At 72.8% G+C, this 17,714-nt stretch carries 15 protein-coding genes and 1 pseudogene; 10 read left to right on the top strand and 6 right to left on the bottom strand.

All coding sequences use genetic code 11. From position 1 onward, the window contains the following. Window positions 1–52: 52 nt before the first annotated feature. Entirely contained in the window at window positions 53–1,246 is a 1,194-nt protein-coding gene (locus ACGFQ9_RS06430) for a thiolase family protein (protein ID WP_393571754.1), read from the bottom strand. A gap of 806 nt (window positions 1,247–2,052) precedes the next feature. On the opposite strand from ACGFQ9_RS06430, the gene ACGFQ9_RS06425 reads away from it, so the two are divergent. From ACGFQ9_RS06425 to ACGFQ9_RS06415, 3 genes are all read left to right on the top strand, one after another. Then, window positions 2,053–2,688 (top strand): DUF1707 domain-containing protein, encoded by a 636-nt coding sequence (locus ACGFQ9_RS06425; protein WP_393571752.1) that lies wholly within the window; start codon window positions 2,053–2,055, stop codon window positions 2,686–2,688. Between the two features lie 182 nt (window positions 2,689–2,870). Then, the gene (locus tag ACGFQ9_RS06420; protein WP_393571750.1) at window positions 2,871–3,239 is read left to right on the top strand and encodes a hypothetical protein; all 369 of its coding nucleotides are present in this window, start codon (window positions 2,871–2,873) and stop codon (window positions 3,237–3,239) included. Window positions 3,240–3,886: 647 nt separating this feature from the next. Beyond that, window positions 3,887–4,345 (top strand): type II toxin-antitoxin system PemK/MazF family toxin, encoded by a 459-nt coding sequence (locus ACGFQ9_RS06415; RefSeq protein ID WP_393571748.1) that lies wholly within the window; start codon window positions 3,887–3,889, stop codon window positions 4,343–4,345. Between the two features lie 33 nt (window positions 4,346–4,378). Here ACGFQ9_RS06415 and ACGFQ9_RS06410 read toward each other — a convergent pair whose 3' ends face one another. Beyond that, a complete protein-coding gene (locus ACGFQ9_RS06410; protein ID WP_393571746.1) occupies window positions 4,379–5,194 on the bottom strand; it encodes a TIGR02452 family protein in 816 nt (271 codons plus the stop codon). A gap of 151 nt (window positions 5,195–5,345) precedes the next feature. Here ACGFQ9_RS06410 and egtA point away from each other — a divergent pair, with 151 nt between their 5' ends. The 4 genes from egtA to egtD are packed head-to-tail and all read left to right on the top strand — an operon-like array spanning window position 5,346 to window position 9,926. Next, window positions 5,346–6,704, top strand: coding sequence for an ergothioneine biosynthesis glutamate--cysteine ligase EgtA (gene egtA, locus ACGFQ9_RS06405; RefSeq protein WP_393571744.1), 1,359 nt, complete (start codon window positions 5,346–5,348; stop codon window positions 6,702–6,704). 56 nt (window positions 6,705–6,760) lie between these two features. Further along, window positions 6,761–8,086, top strand: coding sequence for an ergothioneine biosynthesis protein EgtB (gene egtB / locus ACGFQ9_RS06400; protein ID WP_393571891.1), 1,326 nt, complete (start codon window positions 6,761–6,763; stop codon window positions 8,084–8,086). Further along, window positions 8,086–8,913, top strand: a complete 828-nt coding sequence (gene egtC / locus ACGFQ9_RS06395) for an ergothioneine biosynthesis protein EgtC (protein WP_393571742.1) — start codon at window positions 8,086–8,088, stop codon at window positions 8,911–8,913. The genes egtB and egtC overlap by 1 nt, the downstream gene beginning before the upstream one ends. Beyond that, window positions 8,910–9,926 carry an L-histidine N(alpha)-methyltransferase gene (egtD, locus tag ACGFQ9_RS06390; RefSeq protein ID WP_393571740.1) on the top strand — a complete coding sequence of 339 codons (1,017 nt, stop codon included), beginning with the start codon at window positions 8,910–8,912 and terminating at the stop codon, window positions 9,924–9,926. Before egtC ends, egtD begins: the two co-directional genes overlap by 4 nt. Before the next feature lie 296 nt (window positions 9,927–10,222). Here egtD and ACGFQ9_RS06385 read toward each other — a convergent pair. The 3 genes and pseudogenes from ACGFQ9_RS06385 to ACGFQ9_RS06375 all read right to left on the bottom strand — a co-directional run. After that, window positions 10,223–10,597: pseudogene (locus ACGFQ9_RS06385) on the bottom strand (lysophospholipid acyltransferase family protein); the annotation flags it as partial. Between the two features lie 146 nt (window positions 10,598–10,743). Further along, a complete protein-coding gene (locus ACGFQ9_RS06380) occupies window positions 10,744–11,517 on the bottom strand; it encodes a GNAT family N-acetyltransferase (protein ID WP_393571738.1) in 774 nt (257 codons plus the stop codon). A 225-nt stretch (window positions 11,518–11,742) separates the two neighbouring features. Next, complete coding sequence (locus ACGFQ9_RS06375; RefSeq protein ID WP_393571737.1) at window positions 11,743–13,005, bottom strand: extracellular solute-binding protein; 1,263 nt, start codon at window positions 13,003–13,005, stop codon at window positions 11,743–11,745. A 161-nt stretch (window positions 13,006–13,166) separates the two neighbouring features. On the opposite strand from ACGFQ9_RS06375, the gene ACGFQ9_RS06370 reads away from it, so the two are divergent. Then, a complete protein-coding gene (locus ACGFQ9_RS06370) occupies window positions 13,167–13,382 on the top strand; it encodes a dodecin (RefSeq protein ID WP_393571736.1) in 216 nt (71 codons plus the stop codon). A gap of 95 nt (window positions 13,383–13,477) precedes the next feature. Here ACGFQ9_RS06370 and ACGFQ9_RS06365 read toward each other — a convergent pair whose 3' ends face one another. Further along, window positions 13,478–13,975, bottom strand: coding sequence for a hypothetical protein (locus tag ACGFQ9_RS06365; RefSeq protein WP_393571734.1), 498 nt, complete (start codon window positions 13,973–13,975; stop codon window positions 13,478–13,480). A 73-nt stretch (window positions 13,976–14,048) separates the two neighbouring features. Here ACGFQ9_RS06365 and ACGFQ9_RS06360 point away from each other — a divergent pair, with 73 nt between their 5' ends. After that, window positions 14,049–15,152: an LLM class flavin-dependent oxidoreductase gene (locus ACGFQ9_RS06360; RefSeq protein WP_393571732.1), complete on the top strand. Its 1,104-nt coding sequence runs from the start codon at window positions 14,049–14,051 to the stop codon at window positions 15,150–15,152. 24 nt (window positions 15,153–15,176) lie between these two features. Next, window positions 15,177–17,645: an ABC transporter gene (locus tag ACGFQ9_RS06355; RefSeq protein WP_393571730.1), complete on the top strand. Its 2,469-nt coding sequence runs from the start codon at window positions 15,177–15,179 to the stop codon at window positions 17,643–17,645. Window positions 17,646–17,714 lie beyond the last annotated feature (69 nt).

Below are 17,714 nucleotides of genomic sequence, written 5' to 3'. Positions count from 1 at the left end.
TTATCAGGCAGTTGAGGCGAGCGATGACCGGAATTGATCGCCGGGCCGCCGGTCAGCGTTCCAGGACGAGGGCGATCCCCTGCCCCACGCCGATGCACAGCGCGGCGAGACCGGTGCCCGAGCCGGCCGCGGCGAGCTGGTGCGCCACCGAACCGGCCAGCCGGGCCCCGGATGCACCGAGCGGGTGGCCGATGGCGATGGCGCCGCCTCGCGGGTTGACCACCGACGGATCCAGCTCGGGCCAGGCCGCCAGGCAGCCCAGCGCCTGCGCCGCGAAGGCCTCGTTCAGCTCGAAGGAGGTGAGATCCGCGAAACCGCGGCCGGCCTTGGCGAGCGCCCGCTCCACCGCGTCCACCGGCCCGAGACCGAACAGGTGCGGCTCGATGCCGGTCACGGCGGAGGCCCGGATCCGGGCCAGCGGCTCGCGGCCGGTCTCCGCGAGCCCCGCCTCGTCGGTGAGCAGGAGGGCCGCGGCACCGTCGTTGAGCGGGGAGGCGTTACCCGCGGTCACCGTGCCGGTGCCGTCGGTGCGGAAGGCGGGCTTGAGCCGGGCGAGCGCCTCGGGCGTGGACCCCTCGCGGATGCACTCGTCGCGGACCAGGTCCGGCGCGTCCGGGTAGGGCACGACCTCGCCCTCGAAGTGCCCCGCCGCCCAGGCGGCGGCGGCCTTCCGGTGGCTGTCGAGGGCGAAGGCGTCCTGGGCCTCGCGGGTGATGCCGTGCTTGTCGGCGATCAGCTCGGCGCCCTCGCCGAGGGACACCGTCCATTCGGCGGGCATCCTCGGGTTCGTCATGCGCCAGCCGAGCGTGGTGGACCACATCTGCTGGTGCCCGGCGGGCAGGGCACGCTCGGGCTTCTGGACGACCCACGGGGCGCGGCTCATCGACTCGACGCCGCCGGCGATGGCGATGGAGGCGTCACCCAGCGCGATGGCGCGGGCGGCCTGGATCACGGCCTCCAGACCGGAGCCGCAGAGACGGTTGACGGTGACGCCGGGCACGGTGACCGGCAGCCCGGCGAGCAGCACGGCCATGCGGGCGACGTCGCGGTTGTCCTCACCTGCACCGTTCGCGTCACCGAGGACGACGTCGTCGATGCGGGCCGGGTCGAGCTGCGGAGTCCGGTCGACGAGGGCGCGGACGACGTGGGCGGCGAGGTCATCGGGACGGGCGCCGGCGAGCGCGCCGCCGAACTTGCCGATGGGGGTGCGGACGGCGTCGACGACGTACACGTCGCGGATGTGCATGGCTCTCTCCTGAGTCGGGCACACGCGTGCGGGCGTGTGCGAGCGCAGTCTCCGCCGGGCCGTCACGGCATGTCAACGGTGGGCTGCGCCGGGCACGGCCGGAGCGGTCGTGGGGCGGCTGGTGGGGGGGGAGGGCGGTGGGGGTGGGGGTGGGGGTGGGGTGGGCAGACTTCCGTGGACGGCGTCTGGGGGTGCCCGGGGGCTGCCCGTCAGTCCCAGTGTCGTTCCGTGCCGGCCGTCGGCGTCAAGGGCGCTCCCTTCGGTCGCGTCGCCTCCGGCGATGGCCCTTCGGGCCACCCTTGACCCCGACGTCCGTCCCGGAACGACAAGGACTGTCGGGCGGCCCCCGGGGGAATGGCATGGAGGGACCCAGGCTCCCTTGGCCGGGGCGTTGGCGGGCACGAGCGGCGGCTGCCGCTCGGCCAGCCGCCCATCCGGGCGGACGCGGAATCGAAGTCGATCAGATCTACGTAAGCCGGCTCGGCCCACGCGCACCAGATCGCTACGCGCTCCTGCTTTCTCAGCGGATACGGGCCGCCGGGGGCCGGACATAGACCGCCCACGATCACTACGCGCTCCTGTTTCTCGGCGGGTGCGGGCTGCCGAAGGGCGGACAGCTGCGATCGGCACGGACTCCGGACGGGCGGCGGATACGGCCGTCGGTGGCTGGACGCGGGCCGTCAACTCGGGGCACATCGACAATGGTTGACAGGGCTGACCGAGACGCATGTCGCGATATAGCGTTAGTTCATCAGTCGCGCCGGTGGCTGCATCGCGCGAAGACGTCGACGCACCAGGACGGAAGCATGTCGGGAGAGATCTCGCCCTCTGGCTCGACGCCCGCACTGCGGGCCTCCCATGCGGACCGGGACCGGGTGGTGGACGTGCTGCGGGTCGCGGCGGGGGACGGGCTGCTGACCTCGGACGAGTTGGACGAGCGCCTGGAGGTTGCTCTGTCGGCACGGACCATCGGCGAGCTGACACCGCTCACCGCCGACCTGCCGCCCGTCTCGGCCGGCACGGCCGTGGCAGGGGTCAAGGATGTCGTCCGGATCGAGCAGAGGTTCAGCACGGTCAGGCGCGTGGGGCGCTGGGTGGTGCCTCGGAGGCTCGAACTTGCGGTGGAGTGGTGCGAGGTGACGCTGGACTTCACTCAGGCCGTCATCACCCAGGACACCCTGCGGATCGACATGGACATGAGCGGCAAGACCCTGACGCTGATCACCAGGCCGGGCATCGTGGTCGATGCCGATGCCCTGGCAGTGGAATTCAGCAAGGTGAAGATCCGTCAGGCTCCCGCCTCCGGTACGTCGGTGACCCTGCGGGTGGAGCTCGTCGGCAAGAAGAGCTTCGGACGCGTCGTGGTCCGGCCCCCACGACGGTCATTCGGACAGTGGCTGCTCCGCAAGTCCCCGTCCTTGCCCGCCATCGCCTCACCGTGAGCCAAAGGACCTCTTGGGAACGGGCCTTCGGGACGCGGCCGGCGCCGCGCGTCTTCGGCGGCGAGAGGGGTCCGGGAGGTTAAGACGTATCCATCATGACAGGTTCGGTGGCGTTTTCGTAGGGCGAACGGCACAGTCCGTTGGCCTTGTTCGGGGAGCGTCGGGATTCCAGAATCTCCGTCATGAATCACTCGGCGAACATCAATCACGACGCAGTTCTGCGGGCACGGGTCGCACTTCTGGGATCGGCGGAACTGCCGATCCGCCAGCGGGTTGCGGCGTACCGTGTGCTCTCCCAGGTGAGCCCGCTCGCCTATCTGCCCCGTCTCGTGGTGACACTCATCGACTACAGCCGACAGGAATTCGCCGACCAGCCCGAGATATCCCTGGCCCTTCGGGCCGAATCCGCTGCCGCCGCACGAAAGCTGCTTGATCTGGATCCCGGACGGGCCCACCTGCTCGCCGTCACGCTGCAGCAGAAGTCGAGGGCGCTGAGCCGACAGGAGGACATCGCCACCGTGCATGCGGTGATCTCCGCCCTCGACTCGTAGGCGATATCGAGTTACCCGTTCCCAGAAGACCAATTCGCACAGGCCTTCACAGGGGGATCGACCTACCTAATTCGCAGGCGCTTTCTGTCCAGCCCCCGGCGGCCCGCATCCGCCGACAAGCAGAAGCGCGTAGCGATCGGTGGCGGCCTATGTCCGACCCCAGACGGGCCGCCTCCGCCGACAAAGAGAAGCGCGTAGCGATCTGGTGCGCGTGGGCCGAGCTGGATTACGTAGATCTGATCGACTTCACCTCTGCGTCCGCCCGGATGGGCGGCCGGCCGAGCGGCAGCCGCCGCCTGTGCCCGCCGAAGCCGGTGACGACTGGCCTTGGGTCCCTCCATGCCATCCCCCCGGGGGCCGCCCGACAGTCCTTGTCGTTCCGGGACGGCCGCCGGTGTCAAGGGTGGAGCGAAGCGGAATCGCGAAGCGACGCGACAACGTCGCGCCCTTGACGCCGGCGGCCGTCACGGAATGACACTGGGACTGACGGGCAGCCCCCGGGCACCCACCAGACGCCGACCCAGCGAAGCCCCGGCACACCCCACCCTCACCCCCACCCACCCCCACCCCCGCTCACCCAAGACACGCCCATCCCCTCCCCCACCCATCCCCCTCCCCCACCCCTCTTTCGGCGTACCCTGACGCGGATGACGCCGCCCTATCTCCCCTCCGCCGGTGAATTCCCCGGACGGTACGGCCACGACGCCACCACCGAGGCCGATCCACGAGCCATCGGACCCGTCCGGACCTCCTACGCCCCCGCTCACGACGGTGATCCCGACCCCGGTGAGATCGTCTGGACCTGGGTCCCCTACGAAGAGAACGACGGGCGCGGCAAGGACCGGCCCGTGCTGGTCGTGGCCCGGGAAGGAAGCGGGCCGACCCTGCTCGCCGTACAGCTGTCCAGCAAGCGGCACGATCACCACCGGGAATGGGTGCCGATCGGCTCCGGCCCCTGGGACGGTGCCGGACGGGAATCCTGGGTGGACGTGGACCGGGTCCTGCGCGTGCACGAAACAGGCATGCGCAGAGAGGCGTGCGCACTGGACCGCCGACGCTTCGGCCTGGTCGTCGACCGGCTGCGCGAGCTCTACGGGTGGCACTAGCCCCGGCTCACCGAAAGCCCCGGTTCACCGAACTCATTCGAAAGCCCGCTCGAAAAGCCTCTGCACCCCCGGATCCCGATCCAGGATCCCGAACACCACCCGCTCGAACACCCCCGCGAACCGCCCTCCCTCGCGCAGCAGTCCGGCGAAGGCCCCGGCCACCTCGCCCGGGTCGTTCTGGAACACCCCGCACCCCCAGGCCCCCAGCACCAGCTGCGGGTAGCCGTGCAGTGCGGCGGTCTCCAGGACGCGCTCCGCGCGTCGGGCGAGGGCGGTCGGGATCTCGTGGGTGCGACCCGGCTCCTGGCGGCGGATGGTGCCCGCGTTCGGGGCCGGGGACGTGAGGAAGGAAGCCCGGAACGGGGTTTCCAGCAGCTCGCCCCGATCGTCCCGGAACACGGGGACGCCGGGCGAGTGGATCACCCGGTCGGTGTAGAACGTGCTGCGTTCCGCGCGGTGGGTCGCGTAGTACTCCGGCGCCTCCAGCAGCGTCTCGTACAGGGCCGAAGCCCGGCACAGCGCCTCCTCCTGCGCCTTCGCCCCGCGCAGGTAGCCGCCGCCCGGATTCCGGGCCGAGGCGAAGTTCAGCACCGCCACCCGCCCCGAAGCCGCCAGCCTGCGGGCCGCGACCGTGCTGCTCTCCCCCGTGACCTCCACCGATGTTTCGAAGGGAGCAGTCAGGACCCCTTCGCCTGGAATGACCGACTCGGGCCCATATATCCTGGTTCCGGCCTTGGCTTCCGCCACGGCGGCGGCGAGGGAGACCTCCCGTCCCGATCGCGTCCGGTACCGGCCGGCCGCCACGATCTCCGTGTTCTCCTGCGCGATCGCGCGCAATCTGCTGCTCATGTCGTGAATCCTCGTGATCGGCGACGACCATCGGCAACGCAATTTCCTTGCGTTTCTTTGTGAGATCGCCACATCACACGATTCGCTCCCCGGCGCGGGCGGGTAGGCACGGGTGACCTCACGGTCCACGACGGGAGACAAGGATCCGGTCATGCCACAGGACTCACCCGCACCGCACGCCCAGAGCACGTCCATCTCCGAACCCGAGGCCGAGGAGCTGGTGCACGGCATCTGTTTCAAGACGGGCCCGCCCCGCCTGCTGGGCGCGGAGCTCGAATGGCTCGTCCTCGACACCGAACGCCCCGGGAGCCCCGTGGCCCCCGACCGGCTGGGGGACGCTCTCGACGCCGTGGGCGCACTGCCCCTCGGTTCCTGCTTCACCGTGGAGCCCGGCGGCCAGCTCGAACTCAGCTCGGCCCCCGCCGCCTCGCTCACCGAGTGCGTGGACGGCCTGCAGGCCGACCTGGCCGCCGTCCGGTCCCTGCTCGGCGAACGGGGACTCTTCCTCCACGGCAGCGGCCGCGACCCGCGCCGCCCCCTCCGCCGGCTGCTCCGCGGGACTCCGCGCTACGAGGCCATGGAGACCTATCTCGACCGCACCGGCCCGGGTGGCCGGACCATGATGTGCGGATCCGCCTCCGTGCAGGTCTGCGTGGACGCGGGATACGACGAACCCGGTCCGCTCGGCTACGGGCGGCGCTGGCGGCTGGCGCACCTGCTCGGCGCGGTCCTGGTGTCCGCGTTCGCCAACTCGCCCGCCCGCGAGGGCCGGTACGCCGGCTGGCGGTGCTCGCGTCAGGGCGTGTGGGGCGATCTGGACCCCCGCCGCGCCCTGGCCCCTCCGCTCGACCTGGAGCCCCGTACCGCCTGGACCGCACACGCGCTGGACACCGAGGTGATGTGCGTAAAGTCCGCGGAGGACGGGGCACACGCCGACACCGCCGCCACCTGGACGGTCCCGGACGGACTGACCTTCCGCGAGTGGCTGCGCGGCCGCGGGCCTCGCCCGGCCACGGCGGAGGACCTGCACTACCACCTGAGCACGCTGTTCCCCCCGGTCAGGCCGCGCGGACACCTGGAGTTGCGCATGATCGACGCGCAGCCGGGGGACGACGGCTGGCTGGTCCCGACGGCCGTCGTGCACGCCCTGTTCGACGACCCGGAGGCCTCCGAGACGGCCTACCGGGCGGTGAAGGGACTGGCCGACGAATACGGAACGGACCCCGCGCCCCGCAATCCGCTGTGGCGGGCGGCCGCCCGCCGTGGTCCGGCCGCCGGCCCCGAGCTGCGGAACGCCGCCGTCGCCTGCTTCCGCGCCGCGACCGAGGCGCTGCCCCGGCTCGGCGCCTCCCGCCAGGTGCTGGACGCCGTCGGCGGCTTCACCGAGCGGTACGTCCTCCGGGGCCGCTGCCCCGCCGACGAACCGCAGCGCCCGGCCCGCCCCGCCCGGCCGGCGGAACGCGCACGCACGGCACCGACCCCGATTCCCGGGAAGGATCCGCACCAGTGACCACCAGGAACCATCCCACCCCCACAGACGCCGGCCTCACCGCCCCGACAGACCCCATACCCCCCGCGCCCGCCCCCGCGCCGACCCCCCTCCGCGACCAGGCCCTGGCCGAGCTCACCGCCGCCCGGGCGCGGACCGCCGCGCTCACCGATGCCGTCCCGGACCCGGAGCTGATCGCCCAGCACTCCCCCCTGATGTCCCCCCTGGTCTGGGACCTCGCCCACATCGGCAATCAGGAAGAGCTCTGGCTGCTGCGCCGGGTGGGCGGCCGGGAGCCGATGCGGCCCGAGATCGACCCGCTCTACGACGCCTTCGCGCACCCGCGCGCCGACCGCCCGAAGCTGCCACTGCTCGATCCCGCCGACGCCCGCACGTACGCCGCCGAGGTGCGCGGCCGGGTCTTCGACCTGCTGGAGCGGACCCCGCTGGAAGGGACCGGGCTGCTCGCCGACGGGTTCGCCTTCGGGATGATCGCGCAGCACGAACAGCAGCACGACGAAACGATGCTGATAACCCATCAGCTGCGCAAGGGTCCACCCGTGCTCACCGCCCCGGACCCCGCCCCGGAGGCGCCGTACGACCCTCCGCCGGTCCCGGAGGTCCTGGTCCCCGCAGGCCCGTTCAGCATGGGCACTTCGGCGACCGCCGAGCCGTGGTCGCTGGACAACGAGCGGCCGGCGCACCGGCGCCAGACCGGGGCCTTCCACATCGACACGGTCCCGGTCACCAATGCCGCGTTCCAGGCGTTCATCGAGGACGGCGGCTACGCGGAGCCCCGCTGGTGGGCCGCCGAGGGCTGGGAGCAGATCCACCGGCACGGCATCGGGGCCCCGTTGTTCTGGCACCGGGAAGCCGGCCAGTGGCTGCGTCGGCGGTTCGGGGTGACCGAGCCGGTACCTCCGGACGAGCCGGTGCTGCACGTCAGCTGGTACGAGGCGGACGCCTGGGCCCGGTGGGCCGGGCGGCGGCTGCCCACCGAGGCCGAGTGGGAGAAGGCGGCCCGGTTCGACCCGGTGAGCGGTCGGTCCACCCGCTATCCGTGGGGGGACTCCGCCCCCACGCCCGAGCACGCGAACCTGGGCCAGCGGCACCTGCGTCCGGCCCCGGTGGGCAGCTACCCGGCGGGGTCGTCCCCGCTGGGGGTGCGGCAGCTGATCGGTGACGTGTGGGAGTGGACGTCGAGCGACTTCCTGCCGTACCCGGGCTTCCGCGCGTTCCCGTACCGGGAGTACTCGGAAGTGTTCTTCGGGTCCGCGCACAAGGTGCTGCGCGGGGGCTCCTTCGCGGTGGCCCCGGTGGCCTGCCGGGGCACGTTCCGCAACTGGGACCTGCCGGCCCGGAGGCAGATCTTCTCCGGCTTCCGCACCGTGAGGGACGTCTGATGTGCCGTCACATCGCCTACGTCGGACCGGTCGTCCGGCTGGGGAAGCTGCTCACCGACCCCGAGCACTCGCTCGTGCGGCAGGCGTGGGAGCCGCGCCGGCAGCAGCACGGCACGGTCAACGCCGACGGGTTCGGCCTGGGCTGGTACGCGGAGGGCGATCCGGTTCCGGCCCGCTACCGGCGCGGGAAACCGGTGTGGGGCGACGCCGCCTTCGCGGACCTCGCCCGGGTGGTGCGCAGCGGGGCCGTTCTGGCCGCCGTACGCGATGCCACGCATCCGTCGTCGGACGGGGAGGCGGCCGCGGCGCCCTTCTCGGAGGGGCCGTGGCTGTTCAGCCACAACGGGGTGCTGCGGGACTGGCCGGAGGCCCTCGCCCACCCCGCGGGTCCGGCTGCCGGGCTACCGCCGGCCGATCTGCTGTCGCTGGCGGCGCGGTCGGACTCGGCGTTCGTGTGGGCGCTGGTGCTGCGGCGGCTGCGGGCGGGTGAGGGGCTCGGCGACGCACTGGCCGGGGCGGTGCGCGAGCTGTGGGCGGCCGTGCCGGGTTCACGGCTGAACCTGCTGCTCACCGACGGGGGGTCGATCGCGGCCACGGCCTGTGGGGACTCCCTCTGGTACCTGGCCGAGCCGGAGGCCGCGGGAGGCGGCCGGACGGTGGTGGCGTCCGAACCGTACGACGACGATCCGCGCTGGTGCGAGGTGCCGGACCGGAGCGTGCTGACCGCCACCCGGACCCGGGTGGTGGTCGACCCGCTGCCGGTGGCACCGCTCGTCCCCCTCCAGGAGCACGAGCCCATCCAGAAGCACGAGGAGAACGGCCTGTGAACGACTTCGAGTTGACCCGCACGCTGGACGAGCACGCCGCGGAAAGGGCGTTGCGCGAGGACGTGCTGCACGGTCTCACCCGCTTCCCCAAGGTGCTGCCGCCGAAATGGTTCTATGACGCCCGGGGCAGTGAACTCTTCGAGGAGATCACCCGGTTGCCGGAGTACTACCCGACGCGCGCGGAGCGGGAGATCCTGCTGGAACGGGCGCAGGAGATCGCCGCGGTGACGGGTGCGCGGACGCTGGTGGAGCTGGGGTCGGGGTCCTCGGAGAAGACCCGGCACCTGATCGAGGCGCTGCCCGCGCTGGAGGCGTACGTACCGGTGGACGTGAGCGAGAGCGCCCTGACCGGGGCGGCGCACGCGCTGCTGGCGGAGCATCCCCGGCTCCGTGTGCACGCGCTGCTGGCGGACTTCACAAAGCCGCTGCTCCTGCCGGACACCCCCGCCCCGCGGCTGGTGGTGTTCCTGGGGGGCACGATCGGCAATCTGCTGCCGCCGGAGCGGGCGGTGTTCCTGAAGGCGGTACGGGCGATGCTGTCGCCCGGTGACGCGCTGCTGATGGGTACGGACCTGGTGAAGGAGGGGTCCGTGCTGGTGGCGGCGTACGACGACGCGCAAGGGGTGACGGCCGAGTTCAACCGGAACGTCCTGGCGGTGATCGACCGGGAACTGGACGCGGATTTCCGTCCGGCCGACTTCGACCACGTGGCGGTGTGGAACCGGGAGGAGGAGTGGATCGAGATGCGGCTGCGGGCGCGGTCGGAGCTGGCGGTGAAGATCCGGGCGCTGGACCTGGTGGTGCCGTTCGAGGCGGGTGAGGAGATCCTCACGGAGGTCTCGGCGAAGTTCCGCCGCCAGGGCGTTCAGGAGGAACTGGCTGCTGCGGGCCTGGAGCTGGCCCAGTGGTGGACGGACGCTGCGGGCCGCTTCGCGCTGTCGCTGTCGGTGGCCGGCGGCTCGGGCCGGGAGGCACCCGCGGAAGCCTCCGGGCGGGTGTCCGGGGCCGCATAGGAGTACGGGTAGGGGACGAAGGGCACGCCGGCGGCGGTGCCGACCGCGGCCTCTGCGGCCGCGGCCAGGGACCGCCGGTCGGCGTGCCATCCCGGCGGGATCCGCGGCAGCAGGGTGACCTCGGCGTGGATCCCGCGGGCCCGGAGGATCCGCCAGAGGGAGGCGGCGAGGGGGTCGTCGCCGACGAAGGCGGGCGCGGTGGCCGGGCTTCCGTCGGGCAGCGTGTAGGCGAGGTGGAGGGGCTGTACGGGGGCCCGGGCGTCGAGGGCGGCTTGGAAGGCGGCCCGGCGGAAGCGCCCCTGGGCGCGGCCGCACCAGGTGCTGCCCTCGGGGAACACGGTCACCCGGTCGCCGGCGAGCAGGGCGCGGGTGAGGGTGGCGACGGTGCCGGGCAGGGAGCGGATCCGGTCGCGTTCGATGAAGAGCGTGCCGGCCTGCGCGGCGAGCCGGCCCATGACGGGCCAGCGGCCGATCTCGCTCTTGGCGAGCATCCGGCTGGGCACGGCGGCGGCGATCAGGGGGATGTCCAGCCAGGATATGTGGTTGGCGACGAGCAGGCGGGCGCCGTCGGGCCCGGTGCTGCCGTGGACGGTGACGCGGACACCGAAGGCCCTGAGCAGCGCGGTGCACCAGGTGCGGGTGACCGCGTGGCGGGGGCGGGCCGGGAGCATCCGGGTGGGCGGGGCGCCGAGGATCCCGAGGAGGACCAGGGCGAGGGCCGCGGCGAGCCGGAGCACGGCGCGCGGCACGGCCGCGGCCCGGCCGGTGTGCGTGGCACAGGCCGCGGGGGTGCAGGGGGCGGTGGGGAGCCAGGTGCTCATGCGGAGGGGACGAGGGAGAGGAAGTGCTTGAGGTAGCGGGGGTTGGTCCGGCGCAGGGAGAGCAGGACGTAGAGGTCGGCGCAGCCGAAGTCGGCGTCGAGGGCGGGTTCTCCGCAGACCCAGGCGCCGAGCCGGAGGTAGCCGCGGAGCAGCGGGGGCAGTTCGGACCGGTCGGGGAAGGTGATCCCCTCGGGGTTCCAGGGCCGGTGCGGGGTGACCCGGTACTCCTCGGGGGCGAGGTTGCGGGTCAGGACGGTGTCGCGGGTGGCGGCGGCGAGGACACCGCCGTCGGCGAGCGGTACCGAACAGCAGCCGGCCAGCCAGTTGTGCCCGGTGCGGTCCATGTAGCGGGCCAGTCCGGCCCAGATCAGGGCGATGACGGCGCCGTTGCGGTGGGCGGGGTGGACGCAGGAGCGGCCGACCTCGACCAGGTCGGGGCGGATGGGGTCGAGGGCGGAGAGGTCGAACTCGCCGTCGGAGTAGAGGCGGCCGGCGACGGCGGCGCGTTCCGGCGGCAGCAGCCTGTAGGTGCCGACGACCTGTTCGGTCTCCTCCTCGATGACGAGCAAGTGGTCGCAGTAGGCGTCGAAGGCATCGATGTCAAAGCCGGGCTCGGGGCCATCCAGTCGGGCACCGAGCTCACCGGCGAAGACCTGGTGGCGCAGCCGCTGGGCGGCGCGCACCTCGGACTCGTCGCGGGCGAGCCGGACGGTGTACCTGGGGGTGGTGGGGGCGAGCGGCTGGACTGGGGACAGGGGGGCGATGGTCATGGCAGCTCCTGGTCCGGACGCGGAGAGCCAGGCCGGCGGTCCTGGCCTGGCTCTCTCTACTTTTTCCGTGACCGGCTGGATTCGACGTGACCTCGCAGCGGCAGTTGGATGTGCGGACGCTGAATGCCGGGAGTCAGCCGCCGGGGCGGCTGCCGGAGCGACTCCGGGCAGCCGCCGGGACGGCTGCCGGGCGGCGATCGGGACGGCTGCCGGGCGGCGATCGGGTCAGCGGTCGGAGCTGAGGACCTTGCCGATCGTTTCGCCCGCGGCCCGGGCCGCCTGCCTGGGGTCCTGTCCCGAGAGTACGGCGGTCATGTAGGGCTTGATCGGGTTTTTGGCCTCGACCTCCGCCCAGCGGGCGGACTTCGGGGTGGCCCGGCCCTGGGCGGCTCCGGCGGTCATGGCGGTGGCCCCGTCGTTGCCCTGGACGGCGTAGGCGAGGGCGGGCTTGTTCGGCACGTAGCTCATCGTCCGGGCGAGCTCGGTCTGCCACTTCTCGCTGACCAGGGCGGTGATCACATCGATGGCGGCGCTCCGGTTCGGGGTGTTCGCCGGGATGATCAGGTCGGAGCCGCCGGTGAGGACGGCGCCGGGCTTGTCGGAGGTCTTCCCCGGGATCGGGAAGTAGCCGAGCCTGCCCTTGAGCGCGGGGTTGAGGGACTCGATCTGGGCAGCCTGCCCGGGCGGGGCGATGATCTGGGCGACCTGGCCGCGGGCGAAGACCTCGGCCTGCGGGGGCGTCTCCTCGTCGGCGCCGGCCGGGCCGTCGCCGAGGGCGTGGAGGTCCTTGTAGAAGTCCATGGCGGCCAGGGCCTGGGGGGTGTCGAGGGTCCCGGTCCACACGCCGTTGCCCTCGACGGCGAGCTCGCCGCCCTCGTCCCAGATGAAGCCGGCGAGGACGTACCAGTTCTGGCCGGGCAGGTAGATGCCCTGACGGTCGCCCTTGTCGAGCTTCTGGGTGGCGGCCAGCCATTCCTGGCGGTTCTTCGGCGGGTTCTTGATGCCGGCGTTCTCGAAGAGGTCCTTGTTGTAGATGACCACCCGGTTGGCGGCGTACCAGGGGATGCCGTACTGGGCGCCGTTGATGCTGCCCGGGTCGGCGAGGCCCTTGAGCCAGTCCCGGCTGCCCCATTCGCGCAGTCCTTCGAGGGTGAGCTCGGAGAGGCCGCCGGTCTCGATGTACTGGGCGACCTGGGTGTTGCCGACCTCGATGACGTCGGCGCGCTCCGGGCCGGTGCCCTTGAGGGCGGCGTTGACCTTGTCGCCGATGCCGGTCCACTCCTGGATCTTCACCTCGAGGTCGACGCCCGGATGCTCGGCCTCGTAGCTCTCGGTGAACTTCTGGATGAACGCGTCCGAGGCGCTGCCCTTCATCAGCCAGAGCGTCACCTTTCCGGATGCCCCGCCTTTTCCGGGCAGGGCGCCGCATGCGGTCAGGGAGGTTGCCGCGACGAGGGCGGCGCACACGGCGAGGAAGCGTCTCTTCACGAAGGTCACCTTCTGGTCTGTACCAAAGCTGGCTCGAAATTGGCATAGACCATGTGGCCGGATCAAGGGCCTGACGCCCGGGATTCTCTTCGCAAATATCGCGGAGCCGCCCTTACTGGGGCACGGTGGAACAAGGCATCGCTCACACCGTGGAGAACCACATGTCGAACCACACCTATCGCGTGACCGAGATCGTCGGGACCTCGACCGAGGGCATCGACCAGGCCATCCGTAACGGCGTCGCCCGGGCCGGGCAGACGCTGAGGAATCTCGACTGGTTCGAGGTGGTTCAGGTGCGCGGGCACATCGAGAACGGCCAGATCGCGCACTACCAGGTGGGACTCAAGGTCGGCTTCCGCCTCGAGGGAGAGGACTGACCGGTCTTACGGGCGGGCCTGCCCGGCGTACCGGCTGTCCTGCCCGGCGTACGGGCGGGCGGGCGGGCCCGGCACGGAGCCGGGCCTGCGCCGCGTCAGGTGCGGCCCGCACCCTCCTGGGCCAGCCTGAGCTCCGGGGCCTTCTCCGCCCAGTCGGCGAGGAGCACCGGGAACCCGGCGGCCCGGGCCGCCTGGCAGACCAGCTCGTCGTCGTCGACGAGCACCCGCAGCTCGCGGCCGCGGGCGAGCCGCTGCAGCGCCTCCAGCTTGGTGAGGCGGGCGGGCCTGCGGTCCGCGTTGCCCCGCATGAACAGCCGGCCCTCGGGCAGCCCGTGCCGGGTCAGCCAGTCGAGGGTGTCGGCACGGCAGTGCTCCGGACGACCGGTGAGGTACACGACCTCGCACTCGGCGGCCGCCTCCAGGGCCAGGGCCACTCCGCGGTCGAGCGGCGGGTCGGCCGGGGCCTTCCGGAAGAACCCCTTCCAGTCCCGGGGGCGCCGCTCCAGGCAGTGCTGCCGGTGCGCGGTGTCGGCCAGGGTGTTGTCGATGTCGAAGACGGCCAGCGGCCGCCGGCTTCGGCTGGAATCGCTCATGTGTGCAGCCTAGGACCAGGGGGTGACAGAGGCCGCTCGGGAATCCGGGCCGCCGCCGGGTGTTGAGATGCATATGGCCATTGCACCGATGATCCCGAGGTTGTCGATCCTCGACCGGTCCCGTATCCGCCAGGGCTCGGACGGGCCCCGGGCACTGCGTGACACGGTGGACCTGGCCCGGCGGGCCGAGGCGCTCGGGTACCACCGCTTCTGGGTCTCCGAACACCACAGCGTGCCGGGGGTGGCGGGCTCGGCACCGACCGTGCTGGCCGCCGCGGTGGCCTCGGCCACGGACCGGATCCGGGTCGGCACGGGCGGGGTGATGCTGCCGAACCACCAGCCGATGGTGGTGGCCGAGCAGTTCGGGGTGCTGGAGTCGCTGTTCCCGGGCCGGATCGACATGGGGCTGGGCCGGTCGGTGGGTTTCACCGGTGGCATCCGGCGGGCCCTGGGGCGGGACCGGACCGACGCCGACGGCTTCGAGGAGCAGCTGACGGAACTGCTCGGCTGGCTCGACGGCACCCAGACGGCCCACCCCCAGGTCCACGCCCGGCCCGCGGAGGGACTGCGCGTCCCCGCCTTCGTCCTGGCCACCGGGGAGGGCGCGGGCATCGCCGCGCGGGCCGGACTGCCTCTGGTCGTGGGCGATCTGCGGGACCGGGACCGGGTGCTGAAGATCGTCGACGGCTACCGCCGGGAGTTCCGCCCGTCGGCCCGGTGCGAGCGGCCGTACGTGATCGTCTCGGGCACGGTCGCCGTAGCGGCCACCGAGGAGGAGGCCCGGCGGCTGCTGGTCCCGGAAGCGTGGTCGGCAGCGTACTCGCGGACCCACGGCAGCTTCCCCCCGCTGATGCCCGCGGAGGAGGTGGCGGCCCTGGAGATGTCGCCCAGGGAACGGGAGTTCTACGAGCGGGCTCTGGCCGGACACATCCACGGGACGGAGGATCAGGTCGCGGCCGGGCTGGCGGCGGTGGCGGAGTCGACCGCCCCGGACGAGCTGCTGGTGACCACCTCCTCCCACGATCGCGAGGCACTGGTGGACTCCTTCTCCCGGCTGGCCCGGCTGGCCGGGCTGACCGGGCCGACCGGGCCGACCGGGCCGACCGGGCTCACCCGGCCGGCCCCGCCTGCCGGGACGCCTGCCGAGTCGCCCGCCGGGCCGCCGGGACTGCGCTGACACACACCCCCTAAACTGGGACGAATGCAGCAGCCCGCAGACTCGTTCATCCGTGTCCGGGGAGCCAGGGAGCACAACCTGCGCGCGGTGGACGTGGACCTTCCGCGTGACGCGCTGACCGTGTTCACCGGGGTCTCCGGGTCGGGGAAGTCCTCGCTCGCCTTCGGCACCGTCTACGCCGAGGCGCAGCGCCGCTACTTCGAGTCGGTGGCCCCGTACGCCCGGCGGCTGATCCACCAGATCGGCGCGCCGAAGGTGGACTCGATCAGCGGCCTGCCGCCGGCCGTCTCGCTGGAGCAGCGGCGGTCCGCGCCCGGGGCGCGGTCGTCGGTGGGGACGGTCACCCTGCTGTCCAATTCGCTGCGGATGCTGTTCTCCCGGGCCGGGAGTTATCCGCCCGGGGCCGGGCGGCTGGATTCCGACGCCTTCTCGCCGAACACGGCCGCCGGGGCCTGCCCCTCCTGCCACGGCATCGGCAGGATCCACCGAACCAGCGAGGAACTCCTGGTTCCCGACCCGGGCCTGTCGATCCGTCAGGGGGCCATCGCCGCCTGGCCCGGCGCCTGGCAGGGGAAGAACCTCCGGGACGTCCTGGAGGCGCTGGGGCACGATGTGGACCGGCCCTGGCGGGAGCTTCCGGCCGGGGAGCGGGAGTGGATCCTCTTCACCGAGGAGCAGCCGGTGGTGACCGTGCACCCGGTGCGCGAGGCGGACCGGATCCAACGCCCTTACCAGGGCACGTACATGAGCGCGCACCGCTGGGTGATGCGAACCTTCGCCGACAGCAAGAGCGCCACCCTGCGGGCCCGGGCGGAGAAGTTCCTCACCGACGCGCCGTGTGCGGCCTGCGGGGGTGCGCGGCTGCGGCCCGAGGCGCTCGCCGTCACCTTCGCCGGCCGTACGATCGCCGAGTTGGCCGCGCTGCCGCTGACCGACCTGGACGGCGTACTGGCCGAGGGGGCGGACGCGGGACGGTCCGGGCCGTCCGAGCCGTCCGGGCTGTCCGGGCCGTCCGGGCCGTCCGGGCCGTCCGGGACCGATGAGGCGGCTCGGGTCCTCGCGGCCGATCTGCGGTCGCGGATCGGGTCCGTGGTCGAGCTGGGGCTGGGGTACCTCAGCCTGGACCGCACCGCGCCCAGCCTGTCCGCCGGCGAGCTGCAGCGGCTGCGCCTGGCCACACAGCTGCGGTCCGGGCTGTTCGGGGTGGTCTACGTGCTGGACGAGCCCTCCGCCGGGCTGCACCCGGCCGACACCGAGGCGCTGCTGGGCGTGCTGGACGGGCTGAAGGCCGCCGGGAACACGGTGTTCGTGGTGGAGCACCACCTGGACGTGGTGCGGCACGCCGACTGGCTGGTGGACGTGGGTCCGCTGGCCGGTGAGCACGGCGGCCGGGTGCTGCACAGCGGGCCGCCGGCGGCGCTGGCCGGCGTACCCGGCTCGGCGACGGCCCCGTACCTGTTCGCCGGGGGCGGGCGGCAGCGGGAGCCGAGGCCGGTGCGGGGCGGGGCGGGGGCGTCGGTCCGGCTGTCCGGGGTCAGCCGGAACAATCTGCGGGAGCTGTCGGCCGAGTTCCCGCTGGGGGTGTTCACGGCGGTGACCGGGGTCTCCGGTTCGGGTAAGTCCACGCTGGTCGGCGGGGTGTTGGCGGACGCGGTACGGGAACGGATCGCGGGGGACGGGGAGTTCGCGGTGCGACGGCTGGTGGAGGTGGACCAGAAACCGATCGGGCGGACGCCCCGGTCCAACCTGGCCACGTACACCGGGCTGTTCGACGTGGTGCGGCGGCTGTTCACGGCGGGCGAGGATGCGCGGGCGCGGGGCTGGAAGGCGGGACGCTTCTCGTTCAACGTGGCGGGCGGGCGGTGCGAGGAGTGCCAGGGCGAGGGCTTCGTCTCGGTGGAGCTGCTGTTCCTGCCGAGTACGTACGCGCCCTGCCCGGTCTGTGCGGGAGCCCGCTACAACGAGGAGACCCTGCGGGTGCGGTACCGGGGGCTGAACATCGCCGAAGTGCTGGGCCTGACCGTGGAGTCGGCGGCGGATTTCTTCGCCGGCGTGCCCGCGGCGGCGCGCAGCCTGGGTGCGCTGGCGGAGATCGGGCTGGGCTATCTGCGGCTGGGGCAGCCGGCGACCGAGCTGTCGGGCGGCGAGGCGCAGCGGATCAAGCTGGCGGCGGAGCTGCAGAGGCTGCGCCGGGAGCACACCCTGTACCTGCTGGACGAGCCGACGACCGGGCTGCACCCGGCGGACGTGGAGGTGCTGATGCGGCAGCTGCACGGGCTGGTGGACGCGGGGCACTCGGTGGTGGTCGTGGAGCACGACATGGCGGTGGTGGCGGGCGCGGACTGGGTGGTCGACCTCGGTCCGGGCGGCGGAGCGGCGGGCGGCCGGGTGGTGGCGGCGGGCCCGCCGGGGGAGGTGGCGCGCGCGGCCGGCAGCCGTACGGCGGCGTACCTGGCGCGTGCCCTGGGGGCGGCCCCGCTGACGGAACGCTGACGTAACGCGGGGCACCGGGCCGCCACCGTACGGGCGGCGGCGGGCGAGCGGCGGCGGGCAGTGTCGGGC

It is taken from the genome of Streptomyces sp. NPDC048603 (genome assembly GCF_043199475.1).
In the GTDB taxonomy this organism is placed as follows: Bacteria; Actinomycetota; Actinomycetes; order Streptomycetales; family Streptomycetaceae; genus Streptomyces.
The sequence above is the reverse complement of the archived record's forward strand: the minus strand, read 5'-3'. Positions and strand labels throughout refer to the sequence as shown.

Excerpts from the sequence above, each read along its gene's own strand:
- ACGFQ9_RS06425 (WP_393571752.1), top strand. The coding sequence starts at position 2,053 with ATGTCGGGAGAGATCTCGCCCTCTGGCTCGACGCCCGCACTGCGGGCC.
- ACGFQ9_RS06430 (WP_393571754.1), bottom strand. The coding sequence starts at position 1,246 with ATGCACATCCGCGACGTGTACGTCGTCGACGCCGTCCGCACCCCCATC.
- egtA (WP_393571744.1), top strand. The coding sequence starts at position 5,346 with ATGCCACAGGACTCACCCGCACCGCACGCCCAGAGCACGTCCATCTCC.
- ACGFQ9_RS06355 (WP_393571730.1), top strand. The coding sequence starts at position 15,177 with ATGCAGCAGCCCGCAGACTCGTTCATCCGTGTCCGGGGAGCCAGGGAG.
- ACGFQ9_RS06415 (WP_393571748.1), top strand. The coding sequence starts at position 3,887 with ATGACGCCGCCCTATCTCCCCTCCGCCGGTGAATTCCCCGGACGGTAC.
- ACGFQ9_RS06365 (WP_393571734.1), bottom strand. The coding sequence starts at position 13,975 with ATGAGCGATTCCAGCCGAAGCCGGCGGCCGCTGGCCGTCTTCGACATC.
- ACGFQ9_RS06360 (WP_393571732.1), top strand. The coding sequence starts at position 14,049 with ATGGCCATTGCACCGATGATCCCGAGGTTGTCGATCCTCGACCGGTCC.
- egtC (WP_393571742.1), top strand. The coding sequence starts at position 8,086 with ATGTGCCGTCACATCGCCTACGTCGGACCGGTCGTCCGGCTGGGGAAG.
- ACGFQ9_RS06370 (WP_393571736.1), top strand. The coding sequence starts at position 13,167 with ATGTCGAACCACACCTATCGCGTGACCGAGATCGTCGGGACCTCGACC.
- ACGFQ9_RS06380 (WP_393571738.1), bottom strand. The coding sequence starts at position 11,517 with ATGACCATCGCCCCCCTGTCCCCAGTCCAGCCGCTCGCCCCCACCACC.
- ACGFQ9_RS06410 (WP_393571746.1), bottom strand. The coding sequence starts at position 5,194 with ATGAGCAGCAGATTGCGCGCGATCGCGCAGGAGAACACGGAGATCGTG.
- ACGFQ9_RS06420 (WP_393571750.1), top strand. The coding sequence starts at position 2,871 with ATGAATCACTCGGCGAACATCAATCACGACGCAGTTCTGCGGGCACGG.